Annotated in this window: 19 protein-coding genes and 1 pseudogene; 10 read left to right on the top strand and 10 right to left on the bottom strand. The window is 71.1% G+C overall.

Annotated elements, in window-relative coordinates; translation table 11 throughout:
* Positions 1–23: 23 nt before the first annotated feature.
* Positions 24–6,497 (bottom strand): SDR family NAD(P)-dependent oxidoreductase, encoded by a 6,474-nt coding sequence (locus ACZ3I3_RS21820; protein WP_467367438.1) that lies wholly within the window; start codon positions 6,495–6,497, stop codon positions 24–26.
* Between the two features lie 240 nt (positions 6,498–6,737).
* Here ACZ3I3_RS21820 and ACZ3I3_RS21815 point away from each other — a divergent pair, with 240 nt between their 5' ends.
* Positions 6,738–7,271, top strand: coding sequence for a GNAT family N-acetyltransferase (locus ACZ3I3_RS21815; RefSeq protein WP_467367436.1), 534 nt, complete (start codon positions 6,738–6,740; stop codon positions 7,269–7,271).
* Positions 7,272–7,342: 71 nt separating this feature from the next.
* On the opposite strand, the gene ACZ3I3_RS21810 is transcribed toward ACZ3I3_RS21815, so the two are convergent.
* Positions 7,343–7,951, bottom strand: coding sequence for a TetR/AcrR family transcriptional regulator (locus tag ACZ3I3_RS21810; protein WP_467367434.1), 609 nt, complete (start codon positions 7,949–7,951; stop codon positions 7,343–7,345).
* 112 nt (positions 7,952–8,063) lie between these two features.
* Between ACZ3I3_RS21810 and ACZ3I3_RS21805 the strand changes: the two genes are divergently transcribed.
* Both ACZ3I3_RS21805 and ACZ3I3_RS21800 read left to right on the top strand, forming a co-directional pair.
* On the top strand, positions 8,064–8,489 hold the full coding sequence (locus ACZ3I3_RS21805) for a nuclear transport factor 2 family protein (RefSeq protein ID WP_467367432.1): 426 nt from the start codon (positions 8,064–8,066) through the stop codon (positions 8,487–8,489).
* Positions 8,486–9,334, top strand: coding sequence for an NmrA family NAD(P)-binding protein (locus tag ACZ3I3_RS21800; RefSeq protein ID WP_467367430.1), 849 nt, complete (start codon positions 8,486–8,488; stop codon positions 9,332–9,334). The genes ACZ3I3_RS21805 and ACZ3I3_RS21800 overlap by 4 nt, the downstream gene beginning before the upstream one ends.
* A 30-nt stretch (positions 9,335–9,364) precedes the next feature.
* Here ACZ3I3_RS21800 and ACZ3I3_RS21795 read toward each other — a convergent pair whose 3' ends face one another.
* On the bottom strand, positions 9,365–10,177 hold the full coding sequence (locus tag ACZ3I3_RS21795) for an SDR family NAD(P)-dependent oxidoreductase (RefSeq protein ID WP_467367428.1): 813 nt from the start codon (positions 10,175–10,177) through the stop codon (positions 9,365–9,367).
* An 87-nt stretch (positions 10,178–10,264) separates the two neighbouring features.
* On the opposite strand from ACZ3I3_RS21795, the gene ACZ3I3_RS21790 reads away from it, so the two are divergent.
* Positions 10,265–11,125: a helix-turn-helix transcriptional regulator gene (locus ACZ3I3_RS21790; RefSeq protein ID WP_467367426.1), complete on the top strand. Its 861-nt coding sequence runs from the start codon at positions 10,265–10,267 to the stop codon at positions 11,123–11,125.
* A 39-nt stretch (positions 11,126–11,164) separates the two neighbouring features.
* On the opposite strand, the gene ACZ3I3_RS21785 is transcribed toward ACZ3I3_RS21790, so the two are convergent.
* Positions 11,165–12,349, bottom strand: coding sequence for a PP2C family protein-serine/threonine phosphatase (locus ACZ3I3_RS21785; protein WP_467367667.1), 1,185 nt, complete (start codon positions 12,347–12,349; stop codon positions 11,165–11,167).
* A gap of 258 nt (positions 12,350–12,607) precedes the next feature.
* On the opposite strand from ACZ3I3_RS21785, the gene ACZ3I3_RS21780 reads away from it, so the two are divergent.
* Both ACZ3I3_RS21780 and ACZ3I3_RS21775 read left to right on the top strand, forming a co-directional pair.
* Positions 12,608–12,910 (top strand): ArsR/SmtB family transcription factor, encoded by a 303-nt coding sequence (locus tag ACZ3I3_RS21780; RefSeq protein ID WP_467367424.1) that lies wholly within the window; start codon positions 12,608–12,610, stop codon positions 12,908–12,910.
* The gene (locus tag ACZ3I3_RS21775) at positions 12,907–13,299 is read left to right on the top strand and encodes a VOC family protein (RefSeq protein ID WP_467367422.1); all 393 of its coding nucleotides are present in this window, start codon (positions 12,907–12,909) and stop codon (positions 13,297–13,299) included. Before ACZ3I3_RS21780 ends, ACZ3I3_RS21775 begins: the two co-directional genes overlap by 4 nt.
* A 309-nt stretch (positions 13,300–13,608) precedes the next feature.
* Here the strand turns inward: ACZ3I3_RS21775 and ACZ3I3_RS21770 are convergent, their stop codons facing one another.
* Positions 13,609–14,178 (bottom strand): dienelactone hydrolase family protein, encoded by a 570-nt coding sequence (locus ACZ3I3_RS21770; RefSeq protein WP_467367420.1) that lies wholly within the window; start codon positions 14,176–14,178, stop codon positions 13,609–13,611.
* 57 nt (positions 14,179–14,235) lie between these two features.
* Between ACZ3I3_RS21770 and ACZ3I3_RS21765 the strand changes: the two genes are divergently transcribed.
* Positions 14,236–14,826 (top strand): ArsR/SmtB family transcription factor, encoded by a 591-nt coding sequence (locus ACZ3I3_RS21765; protein WP_467367418.1) that lies wholly within the window; start codon positions 14,236–14,238, stop codon positions 14,824–14,826.
* A gap of 56 nt (positions 14,827–14,882) precedes the next feature.
* On the opposite strand, the gene ACZ3I3_RS21760 is transcribed toward ACZ3I3_RS21765, so the two are convergent.
* Positions 14,883–15,944: a DUF6215 domain-containing protein gene (locus ACZ3I3_RS21760; protein ID WP_467367416.1), complete on the bottom strand. Its 1,062-nt coding sequence runs from the start codon at positions 15,942–15,944 to the stop codon at positions 14,883–14,885.
* A 264-nt stretch (positions 15,945–16,208) separates the two neighbouring features.
* Between ACZ3I3_RS21760 and ACZ3I3_RS21755 the strand changes: the two genes are divergently transcribed.
* Positions 16,209–17,222, top strand: coding sequence for an RNA polymerase subunit sigma-70 (locus ACZ3I3_RS21755; RefSeq protein WP_467367414.1), 1,014 nt, complete (start codon positions 16,209–16,211; stop codon positions 17,220–17,222).
* A 448-nt stretch (positions 17,223–17,670) separates the two neighbouring features.
* On the opposite strand, the gene ACZ3I3_RS21750 is transcribed toward ACZ3I3_RS21755, so the two are convergent.
* Positions 17,671–17,883 carry a DUF4287 domain-containing protein gene (locus tag ACZ3I3_RS21750; protein ID WP_467367412.1) on the bottom strand — a complete coding sequence of 71 codons (213 nt, stop codon included), beginning with the start codon at positions 17,881–17,883 and terminating at the stop codon, positions 17,671–17,673.
* Between the two features lie 388 nt (positions 17,884–18,271).
* Between ACZ3I3_RS21750 and ACZ3I3_RS21745 the strand changes: the two genes are divergently transcribed.
* Together ACZ3I3_RS21745 and ACZ3I3_RS21740 are read left to right on the top strand one after the other, a co-directional pair.
* The gene (locus ACZ3I3_RS21745; RefSeq protein WP_467367410.1) at positions 18,272–19,684 is read left to right on the top strand and encodes an MFS transporter; all 1,413 of its coding nucleotides are present in this window, start codon (positions 18,272–18,274) and stop codon (positions 19,682–19,684) included.
* A complete protein-coding gene (locus ACZ3I3_RS21740; protein WP_467367408.1) occupies positions 19,681–20,904 on the top strand; it encodes an FAD-dependent monooxygenase in 1,224 nt (407 codons plus the stop codon). Before ACZ3I3_RS21745 ends, ACZ3I3_RS21740 begins: the two co-directional genes overlap by 4 nt.
* Positions 20,905–20,978: 74 nt before the next feature.
* On the opposite strand, the gene ACZ3I3_RS21735 is transcribed toward ACZ3I3_RS21740, so the two are convergent.
* The 3 genes and pseudogenes from ACZ3I3_RS21735 to ACZ3I3_RS21725 all read right to left on the bottom strand — a co-directional run.
* A complete protein-coding gene (locus ACZ3I3_RS21735; protein WP_467367406.1) occupies positions 20,979–21,674 on the bottom strand; it encodes a response regulator transcription factor in 696 nt (231 codons plus the stop codon).
* Positions 21,671–22,981 (bottom strand): sensor histidine kinase, encoded by a 1,311-nt coding sequence (locus tag ACZ3I3_RS21730; protein WP_467367404.1) that lies wholly within the window; start codon positions 22,979–22,981, stop codon positions 21,671–21,673. Before ACZ3I3_RS21730 ends, ACZ3I3_RS21735 begins: the two co-directional genes overlap by 4 nt.
* Before the next feature lie 6 nt (positions 22,982–22,987).
* Positions 22,988–23,267 (bottom strand): annotated as a pseudogene (locus tag ACZ3I3_RS21725) (MMPL family transporter); the annotation flags it as partial.
* Positions 23,268–23,609 lie beyond the last annotated feature (342 nt).

The raw sequence follows: 23,609 nt of genomic DNA, 5'->3' as shown, positions 1-23,609 counted from the left end.
CGGAGCGGGCGGGGAGGGGGGCGTCAGCTGGGGACGGCCGGTGAGGCGGCGGACGGTCCCGTCTCGGGACGCGCCTCCGCACGCTGCCCCTGTTCGGGGTCGAGGCGGGCGAGAAGGTAGCGGGTCAGCGCGGCGGCCGTCGGGTGGGTCCACATCACCGTGGTGGGGATGTCCAGGGCCAGTTCGCGTTGCAGACGGTTGCGCAGGGCGATGGCCATGAGGGAGTCCAGGCCGAGCGTGACCAGGGACGTGTCGGCGTCGAACCGGTCGGTGCCCAGCCGCAGTACCGCGGCGATGTGGTCGACGACCTGGGGTTGAAGGATCCGCTGACGCTGTTCGGGGCAGTCCGTCCCGCGCAGGGATTCCAGCAGGGCGCTGCCGTTGCCGGCGGAGTCCGCACCCGCTGCGGGGGCCGCCAGTTCGGCGAAGAAGGCGGTGCGGGCGGTGTCGGGGTAGGACTCCAGCCAGTGCGCCAGGTCGAGGGGCGTGTAGGCGGTGCGGTCGCGGTCGTGGGAGAGGAGGCGCTCCAGGGCGGCGATGCCCTCCGCGGGCGCGATCATGGCGTATCCGCGTTCCGCCATCCCGGCGCCGCGGCCGACCTCCGCCCATGGCCCCCAGTTGACGCACGTGGCCGGCAGGCCCCGGGCCCGGCGCCAGGAGGCGAACTCGTCCAGCCAGGCGTTGGCGGCGGCGTAGGCGCCCTGCCCCGGGTTGCCCAGCAGGGACGCGGCGGAGGAGAAGCTCACCCACCAGTCCAGCTCCTGGCCCGCAGTGGCGTGGTGCAGCAGCCACGCTGCGGTCGCCTTGGGACGCCAGACCTTCTCCAGGAGGGCGGGGGAGAGATGGGCGATGGTGGCGTCCTCGACGACGGCCGCCGCATGGACGACGCCGCGCAGTGCGTGACCGGTGTCCGCGGCGGCCCGTACGAGGGAGTCGGCGACGCCCGGTTCGGCGAGGTCCCCGCACACGACCTCGACACGGGTGCCGAAGTCGGCGGTGAGGGCGTCGAGGGCGGCACGGGTGGGCTCGCCGGGAGCGCTGCGGGAGGTGAGCACGACGGCCGCGGCGCCTCGTTCGGCCAGCCACCGGGCGACCAGGAGCCCCAGTCCGCCGAGCCCGCCCGTGACCAGATAGCTCGCGTCGGGCCGGACGACGGGGACGTCCTCGGGGCGTACCGGCAGGATGTCGATGCCCTTGCTGGGCCAGGTGAGGACGAGTTTGCCGGTGTGCCTGGCGGAGGCCATCGTGTGGAAGGCCGACGACGCCTCGGCGACGGGGTGTTCGGTGACGGGCAGCAGGGGCAGGGTGCCGTCCGCGAGCATGCCGGCCAGCTCGCGATAGCCCTCGGCGAGCAGCTCCGGGTCCTGCCGCATCATCATCAGCACGTCGACGCCGGCGAAGGTGACGTTGCGGCGGAAGGGCAGCAGCCCGAGACGGGTGTTGGCGTAGATGTCCCGCTTGCCGAGTTCGAGGAAGCGGCCCCGGTGTGCCAGCAGGTCGAGACTCGCCGACTGCGCCGGTCCGGTGAGGGAGTTGAGTACGACGTCGACGCCGTGTCCCCCGGTGAGCTCGCGCACCCGGTCGGCGAAGTCCAGGGTGCGGGAGTCCATGACGTGCGCGACGCCCAGGCCGCGCAGGTACGCCCGCTTGGCCTCGCTGCCCGCGGTGGCCAGCACCTCCGCGCCGCAGGCCCGCGCGAGGTTCAGGGCGGCCAGACCGGTGCCTCCGCTCGCCGAGTGGATCAGCACCTTCTCGCCCGGCCGGAGCCGGGCCAGGTGCCGCAGGGCGTACCAGGCGGTCAGGTAGGCGCACGGCAGGGCGGCGGCGTCCCGCGTGCTCACCCCGTCCGGCACCGGCAGGAGGCAGTCGGAGCGGACGGTCGCCACCGACGACATGACGGCGGACCGGGCTTCGTCCACGAACATCGCGGCGACCCGGTCACCTTCCCGTACCTCCCGGACGCCGTCACCGACGGCGGTGACGACGCCCGCGCCGTCGAACGCGCAGACGTCCCCGCGTTCCTCGCCCGCGCTGAAGCGCTGGTAGACGCCCATGGCCTGGAGCACGTTGATGAAGTTGACGCTGGTGGCGTCGACCCGCACCTCGACCTCGCCCGGCCCGGGCCTGCGGCGCGGCTGGGCGACGAACTCGAAGGAATCCAGGTCGCCGGAGCGTGCGAGGTGCAGGGCCACCCGGTCGTGGGCGCGGTCGACGGTGATCCGCCGGCGCTCCCGCCCGTCCAGCGGCGTGTTGCGCAGCCGGGCCAGGTGACGCCTGCCGTGCCGGTAGGCGATCTCGTCCTGCTCCTCGGGGCAGGACAGCAGCTCCGCGGCCACGTCCGCGACCGGTGTCCGCGGGTCGATGTCCAGGACGCCGGGCCGCAGTTCGGGGTGCTCGTAGCTCAGGACCCGTACGAGTCCGCGCAGACCCGCCTGTCCCAGGTCCGGCCGGTCCTCAGGCGCGACCCGCTGCGCGGTGCCGGTGACGGTCCACAGCCGCGGCGCCGTACGGCCGTCCACGGTGCCCGCCAGCGCGCGGGCCGTTGCCACCAGGCGGGCGACCTGCTCCCGCGCCCGGAGCTCGGGGGAGGGGCATGCGCTGCCGGGTGCCGGCAGATACACCACCGCCTGCGGTGCCTGCCCGTCGGCCCCGGACGGCAACACCGGCGGGGTGTCGCCGTCCAGGGCGAGCGTCCGGATGTCCACCGCCGCGCCCCGCTCCTCCAGGGCACCGCCCAGCGCCGCCGCGAACGACTCCCGCCCGGGTTCCACCAGGAGCGTCCAGGTTCCGGTCGCGGGGCGCGGCGCGGGCTGCTCGCAGGGCTCCCAGGCCGCCTGGAGCAGACGGCGGCCGAAGTGCTCCTCTGCCGTCTCGGCGGGCACGTGGCGGAACTCCACTCCCGTGGCGTCCGCGACCACGGACCCGTCGTCGGCCCACAGCCGGAAATCCGCCGTGAACCGGTCGCCGTCGATCCGCCCGAGGGTGACCAGGCAGTACCCGCTGAGCGGTACCACCCCGAACAGCCGCAGCGCCTCGATGCGCCGGGGCAGGATGCCTCCGGCGGGCACGGCGCCGGTGCGCAGCACGGAAGCCGCCACGGCCTGGAGGCAGGTGTCCAGCACGACGGGATGGCAGGTGAGTGCCTGCGCCCCGGCGCGGCCTTCGTCGGGTACCCGGACACGTGCCAGGAGGCGGGCGCCCGTGCGGTCGGCCGGTGTCCCGTCCGTGTGGAGGGCCTGCAGGCCGAGGAACGGCGGGCCGTGGTACACGCCGCGTTCCTCCCGCATCTGCCGGTAGACGTCCGAGGCGTCCACGGCGTGCGGGAACTCGGCCGGCAGCCGCTGCGGATCGCAGCCCTGCGGACGGGGTTCGTCCTCGGGCGCGAGGTGCAGGCACGCCTGTGCGTGCCGGACGGAGGCACCGTCGGGGCCCGTGCTGACCACACGCCAGCGGGCGGTGTCCGGCCCGGCCGCCTCGGCGGTGGCGGTGACGGGCGTGCCGTCGTCGGCCGGCAGCAGCAGCCGTTCCAGGTCGATGCCGGTGAGGCGCAGCCGCTCCGGCCCGGCGGCGTACAGGTCGCCGGCGGCGGCCACGGCCATCTCGCACAGCGCGGCGCCGGGAACCACGGCGACATCGTTGACGCGGTGCGCGTCCAGCCAGGGAAGAGTCCTCGGTGTGACGCGGGTCTGCCACAGGTGGCGGCCCTCGCCGTCGGGGTCCGCGGTGTGCGGTCCGGTGAGCGGGTGGGCGGCGGGGGAGGAGTGGGCCCCGGCCGACTGCCGCAGCGGGGAGGGCTCGACGACGTACCGCGTGCGCTCCCAGGTGGTCGGCGGCAGGTCGGCCAGGGCGCCGTCGCCGTAGCGGTCGGCCCAGTCCAGCGGGTGGCCCGCGCAGTGCAGCGCCGCCACGTGGGTGTGGAACGCCGGCGTGTCGTCCGTGTCCCGCAGCAGGGAGGGCACGACCGCCGTGCCGGTGTGGCCGTGCGCGGTGAGCGTGGCCTGCACCGGGTGGGCCAGCACGGGGTGGGGGCCGATCTCGACGAACAGCCGGTGACCGTCCTCGGCGGCGGCCCGCACCGCGTCGGCGAAGCGCACGACCCGCCGCAGGTTGTCCGACCAGTAGGCGGCGTCGAAGGCGGGATGGTCGCGCGGGTCGTCGGTGACGGTGCTGTAGAAGACCGCTGCCGGCTGCCCGCCGGTGACGTCCGCGAGCGCCTCGGCGAGGTCGGGCAGGATGGGGTCCATGTGGGCGGTGTGCGAGGCGACGTCCACGTCGACGACGCGAATGCCCACGCCGCGCGCGTCCCACTCCTCCGCCAGGCGGCGGATGCGGTCGGCGTCGCCACCGATGACGGTGTTCTCCGGGGACGCGACGACCGCGACGCTCACGCCCCGCACGTCCTGTTCCGCCAGCAGCCGCTCGACCTCGGCACGGCCCAGGGCGACCGAGGCCATCAGGCCCTGCCCGGCGGTCCGCAGGATCAGCCGCGACCGGCGGCAGATGACCCGTACGCCGTCCCGGACGCTCAGCGCTCCCGCGGCCACCGCGGCGGCGACCTCTCCCATCGAGTGGCCGATCACGGCCGCCGGTTCGACGCCGTGGGACCGCCACATCGCCGCCAGACCCAACTGGATGGCGAAGATCACCGGCTGGACCCGGTCGAACCCGGTGACCACCTCGGGGCGGCACAGGGTCCGGCGCAGGGAGAAGCCGGACTCCTCGGCCACGAGCGGTTCGAGTTCGTCGATGACCCGGGTGAACTCCGGATCTCCGTCCAGCAGTTGCCGGCACATGCCCGCCCACTGCGAACCGTGCCCCGAGAAGACCCACACCACCCCCTGCCCGGCGTCGGGCACCGCCCTGCCGGTCGCCACCCCGGTGGACGGCGTGGTTCCGGCCGCCAGCTCCTCCAGCCGTGCCACCAGTTCGGACCGGCCGGCGGCGACGACGGCGGCACGCTCCCGGGAGGGCGAGCGACGCACGGCCAGGGTGTGCGCCACATCGCCCAGCGGGACACGGGACCCCTCACCCCCCAGCCACTGCGCCAGACGGCCTGCCGCGGACCGCAGGGCCACGGGCGTGCCGGCGGACAGCGGGAACACCCGCAGCACTTCCTCGCCCCGGGCCGGGCCGGGCGCGCCTGCCGGGACAGGACGGGCCGCGCGCCGGGCGGGGGAGGGCGCGGGAGGCTGCTCCAGCACGACGTGGACATTGGTGCCGCTGATCCCGAAGGAGGACACCGCCGCCAGCCGGGTGCCCTCCCGCACCGGCCATTCCGTCGTGTCGGTGGGCACGAACAGCCGGGTGCCGCTGGGATCGATCTGCGGGTTCCACTCCCGGAAGTGCAGGCTGGCCGGGACCATGCCGTGCCGCAGGGACGCGACGGCCTTCAGCAGGCCCGCCACGCCCGACACCGGTTCGGTGTGGCCGATGTTCGTCTTCACCGACCCCAGCGCGCACCGGTCGCGGCCCTTGCCGTAGACCGCGGCCACCGCGGCGAACTCGATGGGGTCGCCCACCGCCGTGCCCGGGCCGTGCGCCTCCACCATGCCGACGTCACCGGCCTCGACGCCCGCGCGCTCCAGAGCCAGACGGTACAGATCGATCTGCGCGGGCTCCGAGGGCGCGCTCAGCCGCGTGCCCCGCCCGTTCTGGTTGACGGCCGTGCCGCGCACCACCGCCAGAACCCGGTCCCCGTCCCGTACGGCGTCCGAAAGGCGCTTGAGCACCACCACCCCGCAGCCCTCCCCGCGTACGTAGCCGTCGGCGGCGGCGTCGAAGGCGTGGCAGCGACCGGTGGGGGAGAACACCCCCCACAGCGCCGGGGCGATGACGCCCTCCGGCCCCAGCGTCAGCATGGCGGCCCCGGCGAGGGCGACGTCGGACTCACCGGTCGCCAGGCTCTGGCAGGCGGAGTGCACGGCGACGAGCCCTGACGCGCAGGCGCTCTCCACCACTACCTGAGGGCCCCTCAGATTCAGCATGAACCCCACCCGGCCCGGCCCGATGCTGTCGAAACCGGTGTACATCGCGTAGGCGTTGACCTCTTCGAGAGGCCGCTGCACCCGCAGCATGTAGTCCTTCTGGTAGATCCCGAAGAACATGCCCGTCGCAGTACCCGACAGCCGCCGGGCCGGAATTCCCGCGTGCTCGATGGCCTCCCAGGCCACTTCGGACAGCAACCGGTGCTCCGGATCCACCCAGGGCGCCTCCTGCGCGTTGATCCCGAAGAACTCCGGCTCGTAGGCGTAGACGTCGTCGTCCAGGAAGCAGCCGTAGCGCAGCCGGGCCGCGACCTGGGCGGGAAGACCGGCCAGTTCGGCTTGTTCCCACCGCTCGGCGGGCACCTCCCGCACGGTCTCCCGGCGTGCCATCAACAACCGCCACAGCGAGGTGAGGGAGCGGACGGCACCAGGGAACCGACAGGCGGCTCCGACGACCGCGATCGGTTCCCTTGGACCCGCTCCGGGCTCCTCGACGCCGGTCTGCACATGCATGGGCTGTCCGTCCTTCACCACGACTTCGGGCGATCTTGCGAGGCACTGGCCATTTCGACACAAGGGTGGACGTACTTCCAAGGGCGCACGGGCCGGGAACGGGAGCGCGTCCCTGCACGCCAACGCCTCGGTGCATCGGGTTCAGCCGCTTGGGCGGGCGCTTGGAGGATCATCGGCATGAACCGCCGCGATCCGGCTCCCCGGTTCGCGCTCCCACCGCCGTATCGGCAGGATGGGACGATGACCGAGATCCGCACACCCCGTCTCCTCCTGCGCCGCTGGCTCGACGACGACCTCGTCCCCCTGTCCGAGATCCAGGCGGATCCGGTGGTGATGCGGAGTGTCGGCGACGGCAGGCCGCGCTCTCCGGAACAGACCGCCGAGGACATCGAGGTGTGGGAAGAGGAGTGGGACGAGGAGGGTTTCGGGATGTTCGCGGTCGAGCTCCTGGGCTCCGGTGAGTTGGCGGGCGCCGTCGGCCTGTCCGTGCCCGACGCGCCGGCCGAGGTCGCCGGCCAGGTCGCGATCAGCTGGCGGCTCGGGCGGGTGCTCTGGGGGCAGGGGTACGCCTCCGAAGCGGCGCACGCCACCCTGGAGTTCGCACTGCAGGACCGCGGCATCGACCGCGTGGTCGCCGTATGCCGGACGGGCGACAGGGCCTCCCTGAACGTCCTCGGCAAACTCGGCATGCAGGCGGAAGGCACCGCACAGGACCCGGTCCACGGCCACGACCTCGCGGTGTACGGCATCGACCTCACGCAGTACCAGGAGTAACAACCGCAGACCTGACATGCGTCGAGGGCGGACAGGCTCGTCCTCGCAGCCGACGTCCGACGGGTCCTCGGTCAGTCCTCGGCGCTCATTCCCCGTGCCGGCCCGGAGGCCAGGACTGCGGCCGTGAAGGTCGCCAACTGCGCCCGCGCTGTTTCCCGCGGCACGCGCTCCTGTCCCGCCAGGTGCTCGACGAGGTCGGCCCGGGTCGCGGCGAGCAGGGCGTGAGCGGTGAAGTCGCTGTCGGCGAGGCCGGGGACCTCCTCCAGCGCGGATCGGAGCAGGCGGTGCCACCGCGCGTAGTGCTCCGCCTGGTACGGGCTGCCGCTCCCGCTGTCCTCCAGGGCCAGCGCGAGGCGCCGGTTGTCGAGTTTGAAGCACAGGACGGCATCGAGCAGGGCGGGCACGCGCTGCTGCGGTGGAGTGCCGGGCCCCAGCGGCGGCGGCCCGGCTTCGGCGGCCTCCCGGATCGGTTCGAGCCGTGCCTCGTACAGCGCGCGCAGCAGCCCGGCACGATCACCGAAGGCCCGGAAGAGGGTGCCCTTGCCCACCCCGGCCGCTGCCGCGACATCGGCCATGGTGACGTCCTCGGGACGTTCACACCGGGCGAAGAGGGCGTCGGCGGCCGCGAGTACGGCCTCCCGATTGCGGACGGCGTCCTTGCGGGACTTGCGCTCGGGCATGCTGCTCCTCCACTTGAAAAGCGGACCGCGGGTCCGTATCTTGAAAGCGGACCGCCGGTCCGTATCTTCGAAACGGACCCAAGGTCCGGATTCTATGAGAGGGAGGATACCCATGCCCGAGCTGACGTCTCCGGCGGATCTGTACCGCCACAGTCTGCGGCTGCTGCTGGACAAGGACATCGCCGGCTGGGTCGGCCTGTGGGCCGAGGACGGCGTGATGGAGTTCCCCTTCGCCCCCGAGGGCCGGCCCCGGCGCCTGGAGGGCAAGGAGGCCGTCGCCGACTACATGCGCCACTACCCCGACCACATCGATCTGCACGACTTCCCCGCCCTGCGGATCCACCAGACCACCGACCCGCAGACCATCGTGGTCGAGATGCGCGGCGTCGGCCGCCTGGTGGAGACCGACGCCCCCTTCGACATGACCTACATCGCCGTCGTGACCGTTCGGAACGGGCACATCACCTCCTACCGCGACTACTGGAACCCCCTCGCCCTCCTCGAGCCGGGCACCGACTTCGCCGGGAGCCGCGGATGACCACCACCGGTACCACTTTGGTCATCGGGGCCACCGGCACCACCGGAAGCCGCACCACCGCACAACTGACCACCGCAGGCCACCGCGTCAAAGCCGCCAGCCGCCAGGCCGTCCCGGTTGCCGGCGCCGAGCCGGTCCGCTTCGACTGGTACGACCCCGCCACCCACGCTGCCGCCCTCGACGGAGTCGACCGGGTCTACCTCATACCGCCCCTGGGCGACTCCGACCCCGCGGCGATCATGCTGCCGTTCCTCCACCGGGCCCGCACCACCGGTGTGCGCCGCGCGGTGCTGCTGAGCTCCTCGGCCATCCCCGAGGGCGGCCCGGCGGTGGGAACGGTGCACCGGGTCCTGCCCGACCTGTTCGAACAGTGGGCGGTACTGCGGCCCTCGTGGTTCATGCAGAACTTCACCGGCACGCACGCGCACGCCCGCGGCATTCGCGACGACGGCGTCATCCGGTCCGCCACCGAAGGCGGCCGGGTCGGCTTCGTCGACGCCGAGGACATCGCGGCCGTGGCCGTCCGCGCACTGACCGACGAGCAGGCCCCCGACACCGATCTCGTCCTCACCGGACCCGAGGCACTCAGTCACGACGACATCGCCGCCATCATCACCGAGGTCACCGGCCGGTCCGTGGTCCACCGGCGTCTGTCCGGCGAGCAGATGCGCCATCGCCTCACGGCGGAGGTCCCGGAGGAGTTCGCGGCACTGCTGGCCGGCATGGACCGTGCCATCGCCGGGGGCGCGGAGGACCGTGTCACCGACGCCGTCGAGCGCGTCACCGGCCGGCCCCCGCACACCTTCCGCGCCTGCCTCGAACGGGAGATGCGGTGCGGCAGCTGATGCGCTCCCCGCGAGGACGGCGTCCCCTGATCAGGCCCGCGCGCCGCCGTCGACCCGTAGGACCGTGCCCGTCACGTAGGAGGCGCGGTCGCTGAGGAGCCAGGCGGCGGCCTGCGCGATCTCCTGCGGGTCGGCCGCGCGGCGCAGCGGAGTGCGCGCCGTGAGGCGCTCGCGCAGACCGGGTGATCCCTCTTCCCACGTGCGGATCATCTCGGTTGGTGTCTGGCCGGGGGCGATGGCGTTGACGCGAATGCCTTCCGGACCGTAGGTGACGGCGGCCGACTCGGTGAGGCTGTTGACCGCCCGTTTCATCGCCCCGTAGGCGGGCAGCTCGGGGTTGCCCATCAGGCTGCCGACGGAGGAGTTGTTGACGATGGCGCCCGTGCCCGCGGTGGCCCGGATGGCGGCGATCTCGGCGACCATGGCCAGCCAGACGCCCTTGAGGTTCACGTCGTAGACGCGGTCGAAGTCGGCCTCCGGCATCCGGTCCATCGGGCCGGGCCGCTGGATCGTCGCTCCGTTGTTGAAGGCGATGTCGAGCCGGCCGTACAGGTTCACGGCGGAATCCACGGCGGCGCGCACGCTTCCCGCGTCGGCCAGGTCGCACACCACGTACTCCGCGGTGCCGCCCGCCGTCCGGATCTCCTCGGCCGCCGCCTTCAGCTGGGCCTGTGTCCGGGCCGCGAGAAGCACCCGCGCCCCCTCGCGGGCGAAGAGCCGGGCCGCGGCGGCTCCGATGCCGCGCCCGGCACCGGTGATGAAGGCGACCTTGCCGGCCAGCAGCCCCAGGGCGGCAGGGGCGGCGGATGGTGCGGTCGCAGGTGTGTTGTCCGTGTTGTCCATGGCAGCGAGCCTGCGCCCGTCCGCGAAACGCAGCCAGGCACCAGCGGTACCTGGCTGGGCCGGCCGACGTCCGTACACACTGGGCGGGTGGATCGGAAAGAACTGGCGAACTTCCTGCGCGGCCGACGGGAGCGGATCGCTCCTGCCGAGGCCGGGCTGCCCGTCGGCCCGCGCCGCCGCACCCCGGGACTGCGCCGCGAGGAGGTGGCGCAGCTGGCGTTCATCTCGACCGAGTACTACACGCGGCTGGAGCAGGCACGGGCACCGCGCCCGTCGTACGAGGTGCTGGCCGGACTGGCCCGGGCCCTGCGCCTGTCCGACGCCGAGCGTGACCATCTCCACCACCTCGCCGGTGCCCCGCCGCTCCCGTCGGCCGGGCCCTCGCACGAGGTACGGCAGAGCATCCTCGACCTGCTGCACCGACTGCCGCAGGCCGCGGCGACCGTGACGTCCGCGACCCTCGAGGTGCTCGCCTGGAACGATCTGGCGGCGGCCCTGATGGAGGACTTCTCCGCCCTGCCGCGGCGCGACCGCAACCTAGTCCGCCGTGTCTTTCTCGGACCCCACACGCATGGGCAGCGGCTGTACGGAGTGTCGGACGCGGACGCTTTCGCCCGCAGGTCGACGCAGCGGCTGCGCGCCGCAGCCGCCCGCTACCCCGACGACGCGGACGTGGCCGAGCTGGTGGCCGAACTCCTCGACGGGAGCGAAGAGTTCACCCGCCTGTGGGAGTCCCACGACGTGTCCGCCGAGCCCACCCTGCGCAAGACCTTCCAGCACCCGCTGGTCGGCCCGGTCACCGTCAACTGCGACGTCCTCGACATCACCGACCGCGACCAGCAGGTCGTGATCTACACAGCGGCCCCGGGCTCGTCCTCCGAAGAGGCCCTACGGCTGCTGTCGGTCATCGGCACGCAGCGCATGGACAGCCCCACTGAGCCCCACTGAGCCCCACTGAGCTGCACCGGCCGCACCGGCCGCACGAGCCTATGGCCGGCCCGGCCGCTGTTTCGTGCGGGCAGCCGATGCCTGCCGGGTGTCCGCGCCGGAGCTGACGTGCCGCTGGGTCTCCTGGGGGCCGTGCCAGTCCAGGCACATGGCGGTGGCGTCGTCGTCGAGCCGGCCATCGGCGGCGTCGCGGACGGCGGATGTCAGGGCCAGTGCGGTTTCCCGCGGGTGCAGGTCCCGGGTGTCTTCGAGCAGGGCGGGCAGATCGACCTTCTCTCCATCGCGTTCCAGCATGCCGTCGGTGACCATGAGCAGACGGTCACCAGGACGCAGATCGAGGTCCTGAACGCGGTAGGAGTGCGGCGTGAACTCGGACAGTCCGAAGGGGTGGTCCACCTCGCAGGTGATCACCTCGGCGGTTCCGTCACGCATGCGCAGTGGCCAGGGGTGGCCGGCGTTGACGAGTTGCGCTTGTCCGGTGTGGAGATCGATGCGCAGCAGCTGCCCGGTGGCGTGACCGTGGCTGTGGTGGATCAGCGCCTGGTCGGCCTGGTGGGCCTGCTCGGCCAGGCCGGCTCCCGCGCGGCGGGCGCCGCGCAGGGCGCTGACCAGGAGGGTGGCGGCCAGGGCGGCGTCGATGTCGTGGCCCATGGGGTCGGTCACCGACACATGGAGGGTGTCGTGGTCCAGGGTGTAGTCGAAGGTGTCGCCGCTGAGGTCTTCGGAGGGTTCCAGGTTCCCGCACAGGGTGAACTGTGCGGCCTCGCAGGACAGTGACGGGGGCAGCAGCTGGTATTGGATCTCCGCAGCCAGGGTGGGGGGCCTGGAGCGCTTGCCCCAGGCGTAGAGGTCGGTGAAGCGCCCGTTGGCGATCACGATGTAGGCCAGGAGGTGGGCGGCTTCCCCGAGCGCGTCGAGGACCTCGTCGCCGGGGTCGGCCGGCAGGAGCAGTTCCAGCAGCCCGATGGCGTCCCCCCGGTTGGTGACCGGCATGATCACCCGGTGTCCGTGGCCGCTCTCCTCCTGGTACAGACGCTGGGTACGGATCACTTCCTCGTAGACACTGCCGAACAGGGGGATCCGCTCCGCCTCCCGGCCACCGACCGCCGGTGCGGTGGACAGCCGCGCCACCGCTTTCCCCGTCAGGTCCACGATGAGGAAGGAGACCTTCGCGGCCTCGAAACGCCGCCGCAGGTCCTCCGCGACCACGTCGACGGCCTCCACAGGTGCCGCCGTCTCCGCTGCCGTCAACACCCGGGGAAGACCACTCTGCCCACCACGCACGACCGCGGTCCCTTCCACAAGCCCCTCTTACCAGCATGGGAACCGTCACGGAGAGCGTCAATCCCTGAACGGCTGCGACCGGCCACTCGGGTGGCATCCGACGGGTCCGCGTGGCCGGACTCGGCGCGCGCGTCGACTTGATGTGCAAGCTTGAATGCAAACTTGATATGCAAGTGAACAGTTGCCTATTGTGTGGTCGTGGCCGATGACCTTTTCAAAGCTTTGGCCGACCCCACCCGCCGCACGATCCTCGACGAGCTCACGGAGAAGTCAGGACAGACGCTGTTCGAGATCTGCTCCCGACTGAGCATGAAGCACCAGCTCGGCATCTCACGCCAGGCGGTCTCGCAGCACCTCGCCGTGCTGGAGGCCGCCGGGCTCGTCGAGACCCGGCGGGAGGGCCGCTACAAGTTCCACGAGCTGAACACCGCCCCGCTGCGGCAGATCGCCGAGCGATGGCTGATGGCCGATACGTCCGGACCGGAGAAGAGCACCCCATGAAGATCCACCTGACCAGCGTTTTCGTCGACGACCAGGCCAAGGCCGAGCACTTCTACACCGAGATCCTCGGCTTCGTGAAGAAGCACGACGTCCCGGTCGGCGAGAAGGACCGGTGGCTGACCGTCGTCTCACCCGAAGAGCCCGACGGCACCGAACTCCTTCTGGAGCCCGCGGGCCACCCGGCCGTCAAGACCTTCCGCGACGCACTCGTCGAGGAGGGCATCCCGCTCGCCCAGTTCGCCGTCGACGACGTGAAGGCGGAGTACCAGCGCCTGCGCGGTCTGGGAGTCCGCTTCACCCAGGAGCCCCTGGAGATGGGCCCCGTCACCACCGCCGTCTTCGACGACAGCTGCGGCAACCTGATCCAGATCGCCACCAAGCCGCAGTAGGCGGTTGCCGAGCTCGATGACGGCTGAGGTCCGCCCCCGTGACCGAGGAAAGCAACGCCCATGCCCCAGATCCGGCCGGTGAACGTCTACGACGAGGAGCCCTGGCCGCTGCCGGGGGAGTGGAGGCACACCGAGCCCTTCACCTGCACCGCCGTCGGCAGCCCGGGCCTGTTTCACGACGGGAACCGACCCCGACGACATGTTCCAGGACCCGCCCCCGGATGACCTAGAGGAACACGTCCTACAGTTCTGGCCGACGCGCCCCGACGGGCGCGCTCACCAACTGGGAGACCCATCTGTCCTGGACGCCTAGCGCGAGCCGAGGAACTCGATCGCCCGCTGGGTCAGGAGCTTGGCGGCGTCCGGGTCGTGGGACGGCAGTGAACTGTCCACGAACAGGTGCTCGTCGCCGGGATACAGGAACATCTCCGCGTCGGCGCAGTCGGCGACGAGCGCGCGGGCGGCGTCGATGTCCTCGGCGAAGAACGGATCGGCTTCTTTCCCATGCACCTGCACCGGCACACCGTCAGGCCATGCCGCGCCGAACTCCGAGACCGGGATGCAGGCGTGGAACAGGAGCGCGCCCCGCGCGCCCGCCCGCGTCTGCGCCAGCTTCTGGGCGGGCAGCACACCGAGCGAGAAACCGACGTAAACGGCGTCCTGCGGCAGCAGTTCGGCCGCGCGGACGCCGCGCTCGGTGATCTCGTCGAACCCGACCCGCTCCACGTAGCCCTGACCTTCCTCGAGGGAGCCGAAAGTGCGCCCCTCGAACAGGTCGGGTGTGTGCACGGTGTGGCCGGCCGCGCGGAGTTCGTCGGCGAACGCGGCGACTCCGGAAGTCAGTCCCTGCACGTGATGGAACAGTACGACCTCTGTCATGCCCAAACCCCTTGCCCGCAGGTAGCGAATGATCCGGAACTTTAGAATAATCGAAGAGTGCCGAACAATAGCCGCCTCCCCGACTACGACCTCGCCGACGTCGCAGACGTGACAGCCCCGGCTCAACTCCGCGCCCTGGCCAGCCCGTTGCGCGACGCCATCCTCGAGCTGCTCCTCGAACGCGCCGCGACGGTGAGCGAACTGGCCTCCGCGCTCGGCCGCCCCAAGAGCACCGTCGCGCACCACGTGAGCGTCCTCGTGGACGCCCAGCTGCTGAAGATCGTGCGGACCCGCCGGGTGCGGGCCATCGACGAGCGCTACTACGGCCGCACCGCGCGCATCTTCCGCGTCGGCACGGTCAGCCCGACCGACGGCCCCACCGCGCCGTACTGCAACAACGATCTCGCCACGGCCGCCGCCGAGTCGGCCCCCGCACACCAGGCAGATCAACTCTCCTCGATCATGCGGCACGTGCGGATTCCCCGGGAGCAGGCCCGCGAGTTCTGGGCGCGGGTCCTGGAACTCGCCAACGACTACGCGCAACTGCCGCGCGGAGGCGATGTGGTGTACGGCTTCGCGGCCGGTCTCTACCCGACCGACTATCCGGCGCTGCCAGAGGCCGAGGCTGCGGCGGATGACCCGGACTGACCCCTGACCAGGTTGACCAGGTCCTGACGTAGTCGCATGACCTACCGGGCAGCGCGTCAGGAGATCGTGGGAAGAACCTTCTCGGCGATGTCGAGGAGCACGCTGTCGTTCGGGAGGGCTCCGGACTCGCTCCACACGGTGATCTCGTAGTAGCCGCCCCGGTCATCACGGTCGAGGGCCACGGACAGCGTCCTGGCCGGCGGACCCTGTTCGACCGGCCCACCGGATCCGCCACTCCCGAGATCGATCTCCAACTTCATGGTGTGATCCGAGGAGAAGACCGCGGGCCGCCCGAGAACGGACAGCGTCTTGACGTCCTCCTCGTTCCCGAACTTCATCAGCTTCACGTACTGGCCGGTCGACAACTTGTTGTAAGTGGCCGAGACGTTCACGGTGTAGGTGCCGAACGCGACCTCGGCCTCCGGCTGGGCGACCTTCCCGTCCGTCAGGGGAGCGGTGTTGCTGGTGCCGGAAGCGGTGGTCGCGGTCTCTCCGGGCGTTCCGAGGAGCTTGGCCAGGTCCGGCCGGTTGAGCGCCTTGCACAGCTCTTCACCGGTCACGGGCTTGGGCGTCTGCTTGTAGGCCTTCGGCAGTTCCTCGTCGTCCCCGGCCGAACACGAGGCGGGCTGCGGAGTGCTGTCGTCGGCCGGCAGCACGCGCGGGCCCAGCCACACCGCGGCCGCGAGTGCTCCGAACACGGCCAGGGCCGCGACGGCCTGGCCCCATGCGTTGGGCTCCTTCTCCGGAGTTCCCGGGCCGGGACGTGTCCCAGTTCCGACCTGAGCATGGGAGTGAGCTTGAACTTGGGCCGGGGCCGGGGCCGGGGCCGGTGCTGGGGCTTGGGCTGGGACTTGGGCTTGGGCTTGAGCCGCCGCAGCGACCGCCGCACCGTCTGCGGAGGCTGCCGGAACCGGGTTCCGGCGTGCGCGCAGGGCCCGGACCACCGCGTAGAGGCGTATGGCGGTGAACACGAGGAACGCCACGCCGATACCGGCCGCGACCCGATCCTGATCGCGGACGGCGAGATACATGACGCGTACGCCGAGAACGGACCCGACCGCGATGAGCAGCGGCTCGCGGACCCAGAACGGCAGGAGACGCAGGAGGAAACCGAGCATCCGGTGATCTCACCAGGACATGACAACATCCGCCGTGGTGGAAGCCACAGTTCCGGGCATGGGCAGGGCCTGCGGAAGCGGGGGCGGGCGCTCGGGGCCAGGTCCTCGCCTTCGGCGTCCTCCCCGTCTTCCCCGCCCTGCCGGCGCTGATCGTCTTCGCGTCCTTTCCGACGCTCAGCCCTGCCGACCGACCCCGGTGATGAGTTTTCGTGCCCACGCCCGTCACACCTACGACGGGACACGAAGAGGCGGAAGGATGACGTGATGAGTGCGGACACGCGGCTGGAGGAGCTGGGCATGAGCGGGCTGGGCATGAGCGGGCTGGGCGAGATCGACGAGCCGGCGTTCTCAGGGCTGGCGGAGCGGCACCGGCGGGAGCTGCACGTGCACTGCTACCGGATGCTCGGGTCGTTCGAGGACGCCGAGGACACGGTGCAGGAGACGTTCCTCCGTGCCTGGCGGCGGCGGGAGACCTTCGAAGGGCGGTCGACCTTCCGGGCCTGGCTGTACGGGATCGCCACCAACGCCTGCCTGGACCTGCTCGCCAAGTGCCGCCCGGAGCCCGCGACCGGCGGCGAGGTGCTGTGGCTGCAGCCCTACCCGGACCGGCTGCTCGACGAGCTGCCCGCGGGCGATGCCGACGAACCGGAGGCCGTCGCCGTCGCGCGGGAGACGATCGAGCTGGCGTACCTGGTCGCAGTCCAGCACCTCGCGCCGCGCCCGCGGGCCGTGCTGATCCTTCGGGATGTGCTCGGCTGGCCGGCGAAGAACGTCGCGGCGCTCCTCGGGGACTCCGTCAACTCCGTGAACAGCGCGCTGCAGCGGGCCCGCGCCGGAATGCGGGAGCACCTGCCCGCCGAGCGGCAGGACTGGACCGGCGGCGAGCAGGATGCCGGGACGCGCGAGCTGGTGCGCCGCTTCACCGACGCCAGCGTGGCCACGGACATCCCGGCGCTCGCCTCGATGCTGCGGGACGACGTCCGCTGCTCGATGCCGCCCACGCCGGGCCTGCACGTCGGTCGCGACGCGGTGGTGAACGACTGGATCCAGGACGGCTTCGAGGGCATGACGGGCCTGCGCGGCGTCCCCACTTCCGTGAACCGGCAGCCCGCCGTCGCCTTCTACCTCTGGCAGGACCGGGCGGGCGCGTACCTGCCGCTGACGATCGACGTCCTGCGCGTCACCGGCGGGGCGATCACCGAGATCGTCACCTTTCACGACGACCAGTTCCCGCGGCTCGGACTGCCCGAGCGCCTGCCGGCGGACGGCGCGGAGTAGTCCCGGTGCGGACGCTCGGGCTGCGCGGTGGCGAGCCCGGGCCGGTCCTCGAACGCCACGCGCGGCGCTGGCGCCGGACATCGGGAACCTCCGGACGGTGAACAGTGCAGACACGGCCCTGCGGAAACGATCAGGCGGCGGGTACGGAGAACGCGCCGAAGTGGCACCTACGCCTTCGTCGGCCCGCTCCTGCCCCACTTCGCCACCCAGCCCGAACTCCTGGACGACCTCTTCGGACGGCTCGTCGACGCGGGGGTGAGCGATGTGTTCATGGAGCACATCAACCTCAAGCGGTACATCCGCGAGCGCATGGACCACCGCGTCCGCAGACACCGGGCGTCACGGGCCGGAACGGCTCCACGGCGAAGGACGCCGCGACAACACGGCGCCGACGCGGCGCCGACGACGCGGCGCGGTCGGACGATTCGCTCCAGGGGCGGGAGCCGGCTCAGTTGCCGGACCGCTCCGCGAGAGTGTGCGCGACGAGGGCATTGGCGTGACCGTGACCCAGCCCGTGCTCGGTCTTGAGCCAGTTCACGAGCTCCATGTGCTTGGTCAGAGGCGAGGAACGGATCAGGTCCTTCCACTCCGCGATCGGGCGACCGTATTTCTTCTCGATGGAGGGGAAGTAGCTGGCGGGTCCCTTAACGGTGGCGGTCATGTCAGCCATCCTGTCTGTCCGTTGCGTTACTTCGGTGTTGTCGCCGGTATGACCGAGCGGCACGAACGGAGTCATCGGCCGCTGAAGGTGGGCTGCGTCACACCTCCTGCTCAATTCCACCTGTAGTGCACAGGCACCAGGACAGGTGAGTGGCTGGTGCGGGTGCACCAGGGAAAGACGGTGGCGGCGAGCGACGCCCGCCCAGGCGCTGGAGCGGAGGGTGGAGGCGCGTGAATCTCGCGCATCCCCTTGCCTAGCGCTGTCTGGAGTGATCGCAAGTGGCGACTTTTCTTTACCGGATCGGACGGTTGGCCTTCCGACGACGCAAGCTCCTCGGCAGGCCCGGCGCCGAGTTGCAGAAGGCGTTCGACCTGCGGAACGAGCGCCGATGAAAACGACGTCCGTATCCGAAGCCGTGGTCTCCCCGGTCCGCCTCGGCTGGCTGTCGATCGGCGCCCTCGGCATCCTGGCGCTCGCCCTCGGCACCCTGCAGTCAGTGGTGGAGCCCGCGCTCCCGCTGCTGCAACGTGAGCTGGGAGTCAGTCCTGCCGAAGGGGCTTTGATCGGCAACGCGTTACTCATCACCGGCGCGGTCATCACCCCCGTCGCGGGCAAACTCGGCGACCGCTACGGCGGAAAACGGGTGCTGGTTGGGCTGATGGCCGTGGTCTCCGCCGGTGGCCTGATGGCCAGTCTGGCGCCGAACCTGCCGGTGTTGTTGCTCGGTCAGGTATTGCAGGGCGTCATGGTGGGTGCGCTGCCCCTCTCCTTCATCCTGGTGCGCAAACACCTCACGACGGGACAGTCACAGGCGGCGATCGGGCTGGTCGTCGCGCTGTTCACGGGCGGGAGCATGGTCGGCATGCTGCTTGCCGGTCCGATCGCGGAAGGACTGTCCTGGCAGTGGATGTTCGCGCTGCCGACGATCGCGATCATTGTGACGACGTTGGCCGTGGCTCGGCTGATGCCGCATGATCCCCCGATCCGATCGGGCGACGGCATCGACTGGCCCGGCACGGTCCTGCTGAGCGGCACGTTGCTCGCATTCATGCTCGGACTCGTGACGGTGACGAGGAACGGCGGCGTGCCGCCCCTCGCCGTCGGTGCCATCGCGATGGTCGTGGCCGCCCTCGCGACCGGATGGGTCGTCGTCGAGCGCCGGGCAGCCTCGCCGATGGTCGATCTGCGCATGCTGGCAAAGCCCGCGATGTGGAACGCGTGTCTCCTCACCTTGGTCATCACCACCAGTTCCGGAATGGTGCTCTTTCTCCTCCCGCAGTTGTTCGCGGTATCGGCCGACGGTTACGGCTTTGGAGCCGGCACCACCGACATCGGACTGTTCCTGCTGCCCGGCGCCATCGCCGGAGCGGTCAGCGACTCGGTCGGTGGTCTCGCGGCTCGGCGTTTCGGTCCGCGTGCCGTGGTTCTCGTGGGAACCGTCGTCACAGCGGCCACGATGCTCGCCCTGGCGTCGCTGCACACCGCGGAATGGCAGCTCGTCCTCGCGAAGGTGCTGACCGCGTTCGCCGCGGGCGTCGGTACCACGGCGTTGCTTGCCGGCACCGCCACCGCCATCGAGACCAAGGACATCGGCATCGCCACCAGCCTGCTCGTGGTCACTCGCGTGATAGGCGTCGCCCTGGGCGCCCAGATCGCCGGCGCGATCCTCGACGCCGGTGCCGAGCCGACGACGGGCCGGCCGGCTGAATCTGCCTTCGTCACAGGGTTCGCCGTAACCGGTCTCGTCGCCGCCTTGTCACTGCTCGTTGTCCGCATCTGGAGAAAGGGAGTCCAGGCATGAAACCGACCGGTCTGCCGATGGACGTGAGCACTACCGCGAAGCGAAAAGTTCTGATCTCCGGGGCCAGCATCTCCGGACCCGCGCTGGCGTACTGGCTGCACCGGTCCGGATGCGCGGTCACAGTGGTGGAGAAGGCAGGCGCACTGCGCGACGGTGGTTACCCGATCGACATCCGCGGCACCGCGACAGAGGTGGTCCGGCGGATGGGCGTACTGCCGCAACTGCAGGAGGCGCACATCGACTCGCGGCGCTGCACTTTCCTCGACGCCGATGGCAGTGTGGTGGCCTCGCTCACCCCGCGTGCCGTTGCGGGCGGGGTCGAGGGTCAGGACCTCGAGGTGCGTCGTGGGGATCTGTCCGCGATCCTCTACGCGATGGTTCGCGACGACGTGGAATTCCTGTTCAACGACTCCATCGACACCTTCGACCAGTCCGGACAAGGAGTCGACGTCACTTTCCGCAGCGGGCAACGGCGTACGTTCGACGTGGTGGTGGGCGCCGACGGTACGCACTCACAAACCCGGGAGTCCCTGTTCGGCCCCGAAGAACAGTTCCACCGCTATCTCGGCTACTGCTTCGCCATCTTCACCATGCCGAACACCTTCGGGCTCTCCCGCGAGGTCATGGTGTGGAACACCCCGGGGAAAGCCGCGGCCCTCTACGCCGTCGGGGACAACGACGAGCTGCACGCCTTCCTGACCTTCCACCGGCCAGAACCGCCCTTCGACACCCTCCGGAACCCCGACGCCCAGCGGGACTTGGTCGCCACGACCTTCGCGGGCGCGGGATGGGAGGTCCCCGGCATGGTCGACGCCCTGCGCGACGCGAACGACCTGTTCTTCGACACGGCCGGTCAGATCCGCATGCCCCACTGGTCCAGCGGCCGCGTCGCACTCGTCGGCGACGCCGCGTACGCACCCTCGTTCCTCACCGGACAAGGCTCGAGCCTTGCACTGGTCGGGGCCTACATGCTCGCCAACGCCCTGGCCGCGAACCGGAACCACACCGCGGCCTTCGCCGCCTACGAACGCGACATGCGCGAGTTCGTAGCCATGAATCAGTCCCTGGTCGACAACGGCGCGGCCACGCTCTTCCCCACCACGGCGCAGGCCCTGGAGCAACGCAACACGATGCTGCGTGACCTCGTCACCATGCCCTCCACGACAGCACGACCGGCCCACTCGGCCCTTACGCTGCCCGAATTCACCCCGATGCCCTGACTCCTGGTCCGGTCGCGCGCCACAGTGGCGGGAGGCAGCCAGCGCCGCGGCTACCTGGGCGTTGAAGCATCGGACTACGACAGGCGGTCCGTGCCGCCGTCGGGAGCGGCGGCACGGACCAACCCCGTCCGGTAGGCGATGACGACGAGCTGCGCCCGGTCACGGGCCTCCAGTTTCGTCATGGCGCGCTGGACGTGGGCGCGGACGGTGAAGGGGCTGAGGAACATCCGCTCGGCGATCTCCTGGTTGGACAAGCCGGTCGCGACCAGAGCCACCATCTCGCGTTCACGCGGGGTGAGTACGGCGAGCTGCTCGGAGTGGTGCGGCGGGACTTCCTCCGGTGTGGCCAGGAAACGGGCGACCAGGGAGCGGGTCGCGGCGGGGGACAGCAGCGTGTCGCCGTCGGCGATCGTACGCACGGCATCCGCCAGGTCCTCCGCCCCGATGCCCTTGCCGATGAAGCCGCCGGCCCCGGCGCGCAGCGCCTGAGCGACGTACTCGTCGGTCTCGTACGTGGTGAGGATCAGGATGCGGGTGGCGCGCAGTTCAGGGTCCGCGCAGATCTGAGACGTGGCGGTGAGACCGTCCACCTCGGGCATACGGATGTCCATGACCACCACGTCCGGGCGCAGCTCCCGGGTGAGTCTCACCGCCTCTCTGCCGTCGCCGGCCTCACCGACCACGGTGATGTCGCCCGCGCTGTCGAGAAGCATGCGGAAGGCCCCGCGCAGCAGGGCCTGATCGTCGGCGAGGAGCACCGTGAGCGTCACGCTGTCTCCCCGGCGTCTCCGTCAGTGCTCCGTGTCGTGCCCTTGACGGGCGGGAGGGGCAGCTGCGTGGAGACGAGGAAGCCGCCCTCCGGACGCCTGCCCGCAAAGAGGTGCCCCCCGACCGCGGTGGCCCGTTCACGCATCCCGATCAGACCGTAACCGGGCGGACGGTCCGGCATCGTGAACGCACTCGTCGACGCACTCGATCCCGTAGACGCACTCGATCCCGTGGGCGCATTCGGTCCCGTGGACGCGGTCGGCGCCGTACGAGAGCCCTGCCCGTCGTCGGCGACGGTGATGGTCACACGATCGCGGTTCCAGGTGAGGCGGACTCGGGCGCTGCCGGTACCGGCGTGTTTGGTCACGTTGGTCAGGGCTTCCTGGACGATGCGGTAGGCGGTGAGGTCCACACCCGGCGGCAGCGGCCTGACCGGGCCCTCCTGGTGCACCGAAACCTCCAGCCCCGCGCGGCGGAAGGACTCGAGGAGCGCAGGAAGCCGCGACAGCCCGGGCGCCGGGTCGGCGGGTGCGGTCGCGTCTCCGGACTGACGCAGCAGACCGACCGTGGCCCGCAGGTCGTCGAGCGCTTCGGCGGTGGTTCCGACGAGTTCGTTCAGGCTCTTGCGGGTCTGCTCCGGGCGGGCGTCGAAGAGGTGGGCGGCGACCGTGGCCTGCGCGTTGGCGAGGGTGATCTGATGGGCCACCAGGTCGTGCAGTTCCCGGGCGATGCGCAGCCGTTCCTCGGCCACTCTCCGGCGCGCCTCGCTGTCCCGGCTCTCCTCGGCCCGCCGGGCCCGCTCCTCCACGGCCGCCAGGTAGGCCCGCCGGTTGCGTACCGAGTGACCGAGTACACCGGCCGCCAGCGGGAACACCGCCACCACTCCCATCCTGCTCGCGTCCTTCCACGAGACGTCCCCGAACAAGGGGACGGCGGCGACCAGCGCCGCGGAAGTGAGCAACACCGCGCTCGCCGCGCGCAGTTCGGTGCGCGCGGCGAGCGAGTAGGAGTAGGCGGTGATCACCGCGGGGGCCACGATGAGCGGGGTCAGCAGGAGGCCCAGAGGCGGCGCCAGCACGCCGACCGCCGCCGTGGCCGCCAGGGCGACCAGGGGCGCCCGGTGCCGCACCGGCAGCACGGCACAGGACACCACGGCGAGGACGTAGGCGGCGGCAGGTGGCGCTGACAGTGTGTCGTCGACCTGTATCACCCCGCCGAGCAGACAGAACGCGAACGCCACCACCGTGACCGCCACCTCGCGCCACGAGGCGCCGAGTGGTCGCGGGCCACCACCACCCGTGTTCGTCACGGCCGCTCAGTCCCGGCCGGCGGGGAGCCGCCGCACCGCTGCCTCCGGTTCGGCCGCGGAGGCGGGGACATGCCTACTCGGTGCCTCACCCTCGATATGACATTCGGCAGCACACGGTTCAGGATACGAGGCGGCCACCAGGCCCTGTGGCCGAGCAGCGCCAGGACCGCGGGTGCGATCGCCGTCCGGACCACACGAAGGCGTCGAAGGCGACGGCGGCGGCCAGACCGACGCCCATCGTCTGGATGGTCGGGCTGTTCATCCCGACGAACCCGGGGAACACGCTGCACCCGCACCAGCCAGTGATGTGTCCTGGTGCCTGCGCACTACAAGAGCGTGTGCTGCGCTTCGGGCCCACAGTGCGCGAGGGCTGAGGGCGTGGATTGCGTGGGGCCTTCAAAAGGCGAGGCGAAGATAACAGGAGCATATCGGGCGTTTTCGGGCTTCGATCTTCACGGAAGGCTCACAAGTTGGCTAAGTTGGCCACTGCGTGCACGACTTCACCCAATAGGCAGGTGGTTTTGTGCACCCTCGAACGGAAGGAGCGCCCCTTTCCATGGCGTCGGAACGAACCTCGCGTCCCGAAGTGACCGCCTTCGCGGGCAGGGCCAACTCCCTTGCACTGGAG

It is taken from the genome of Streptomyces sp. NPDC016851, from assembly GCF_055562795.1.
This window is presented reverse-complemented; position numbering and strand designations above follow the sequence as displayed.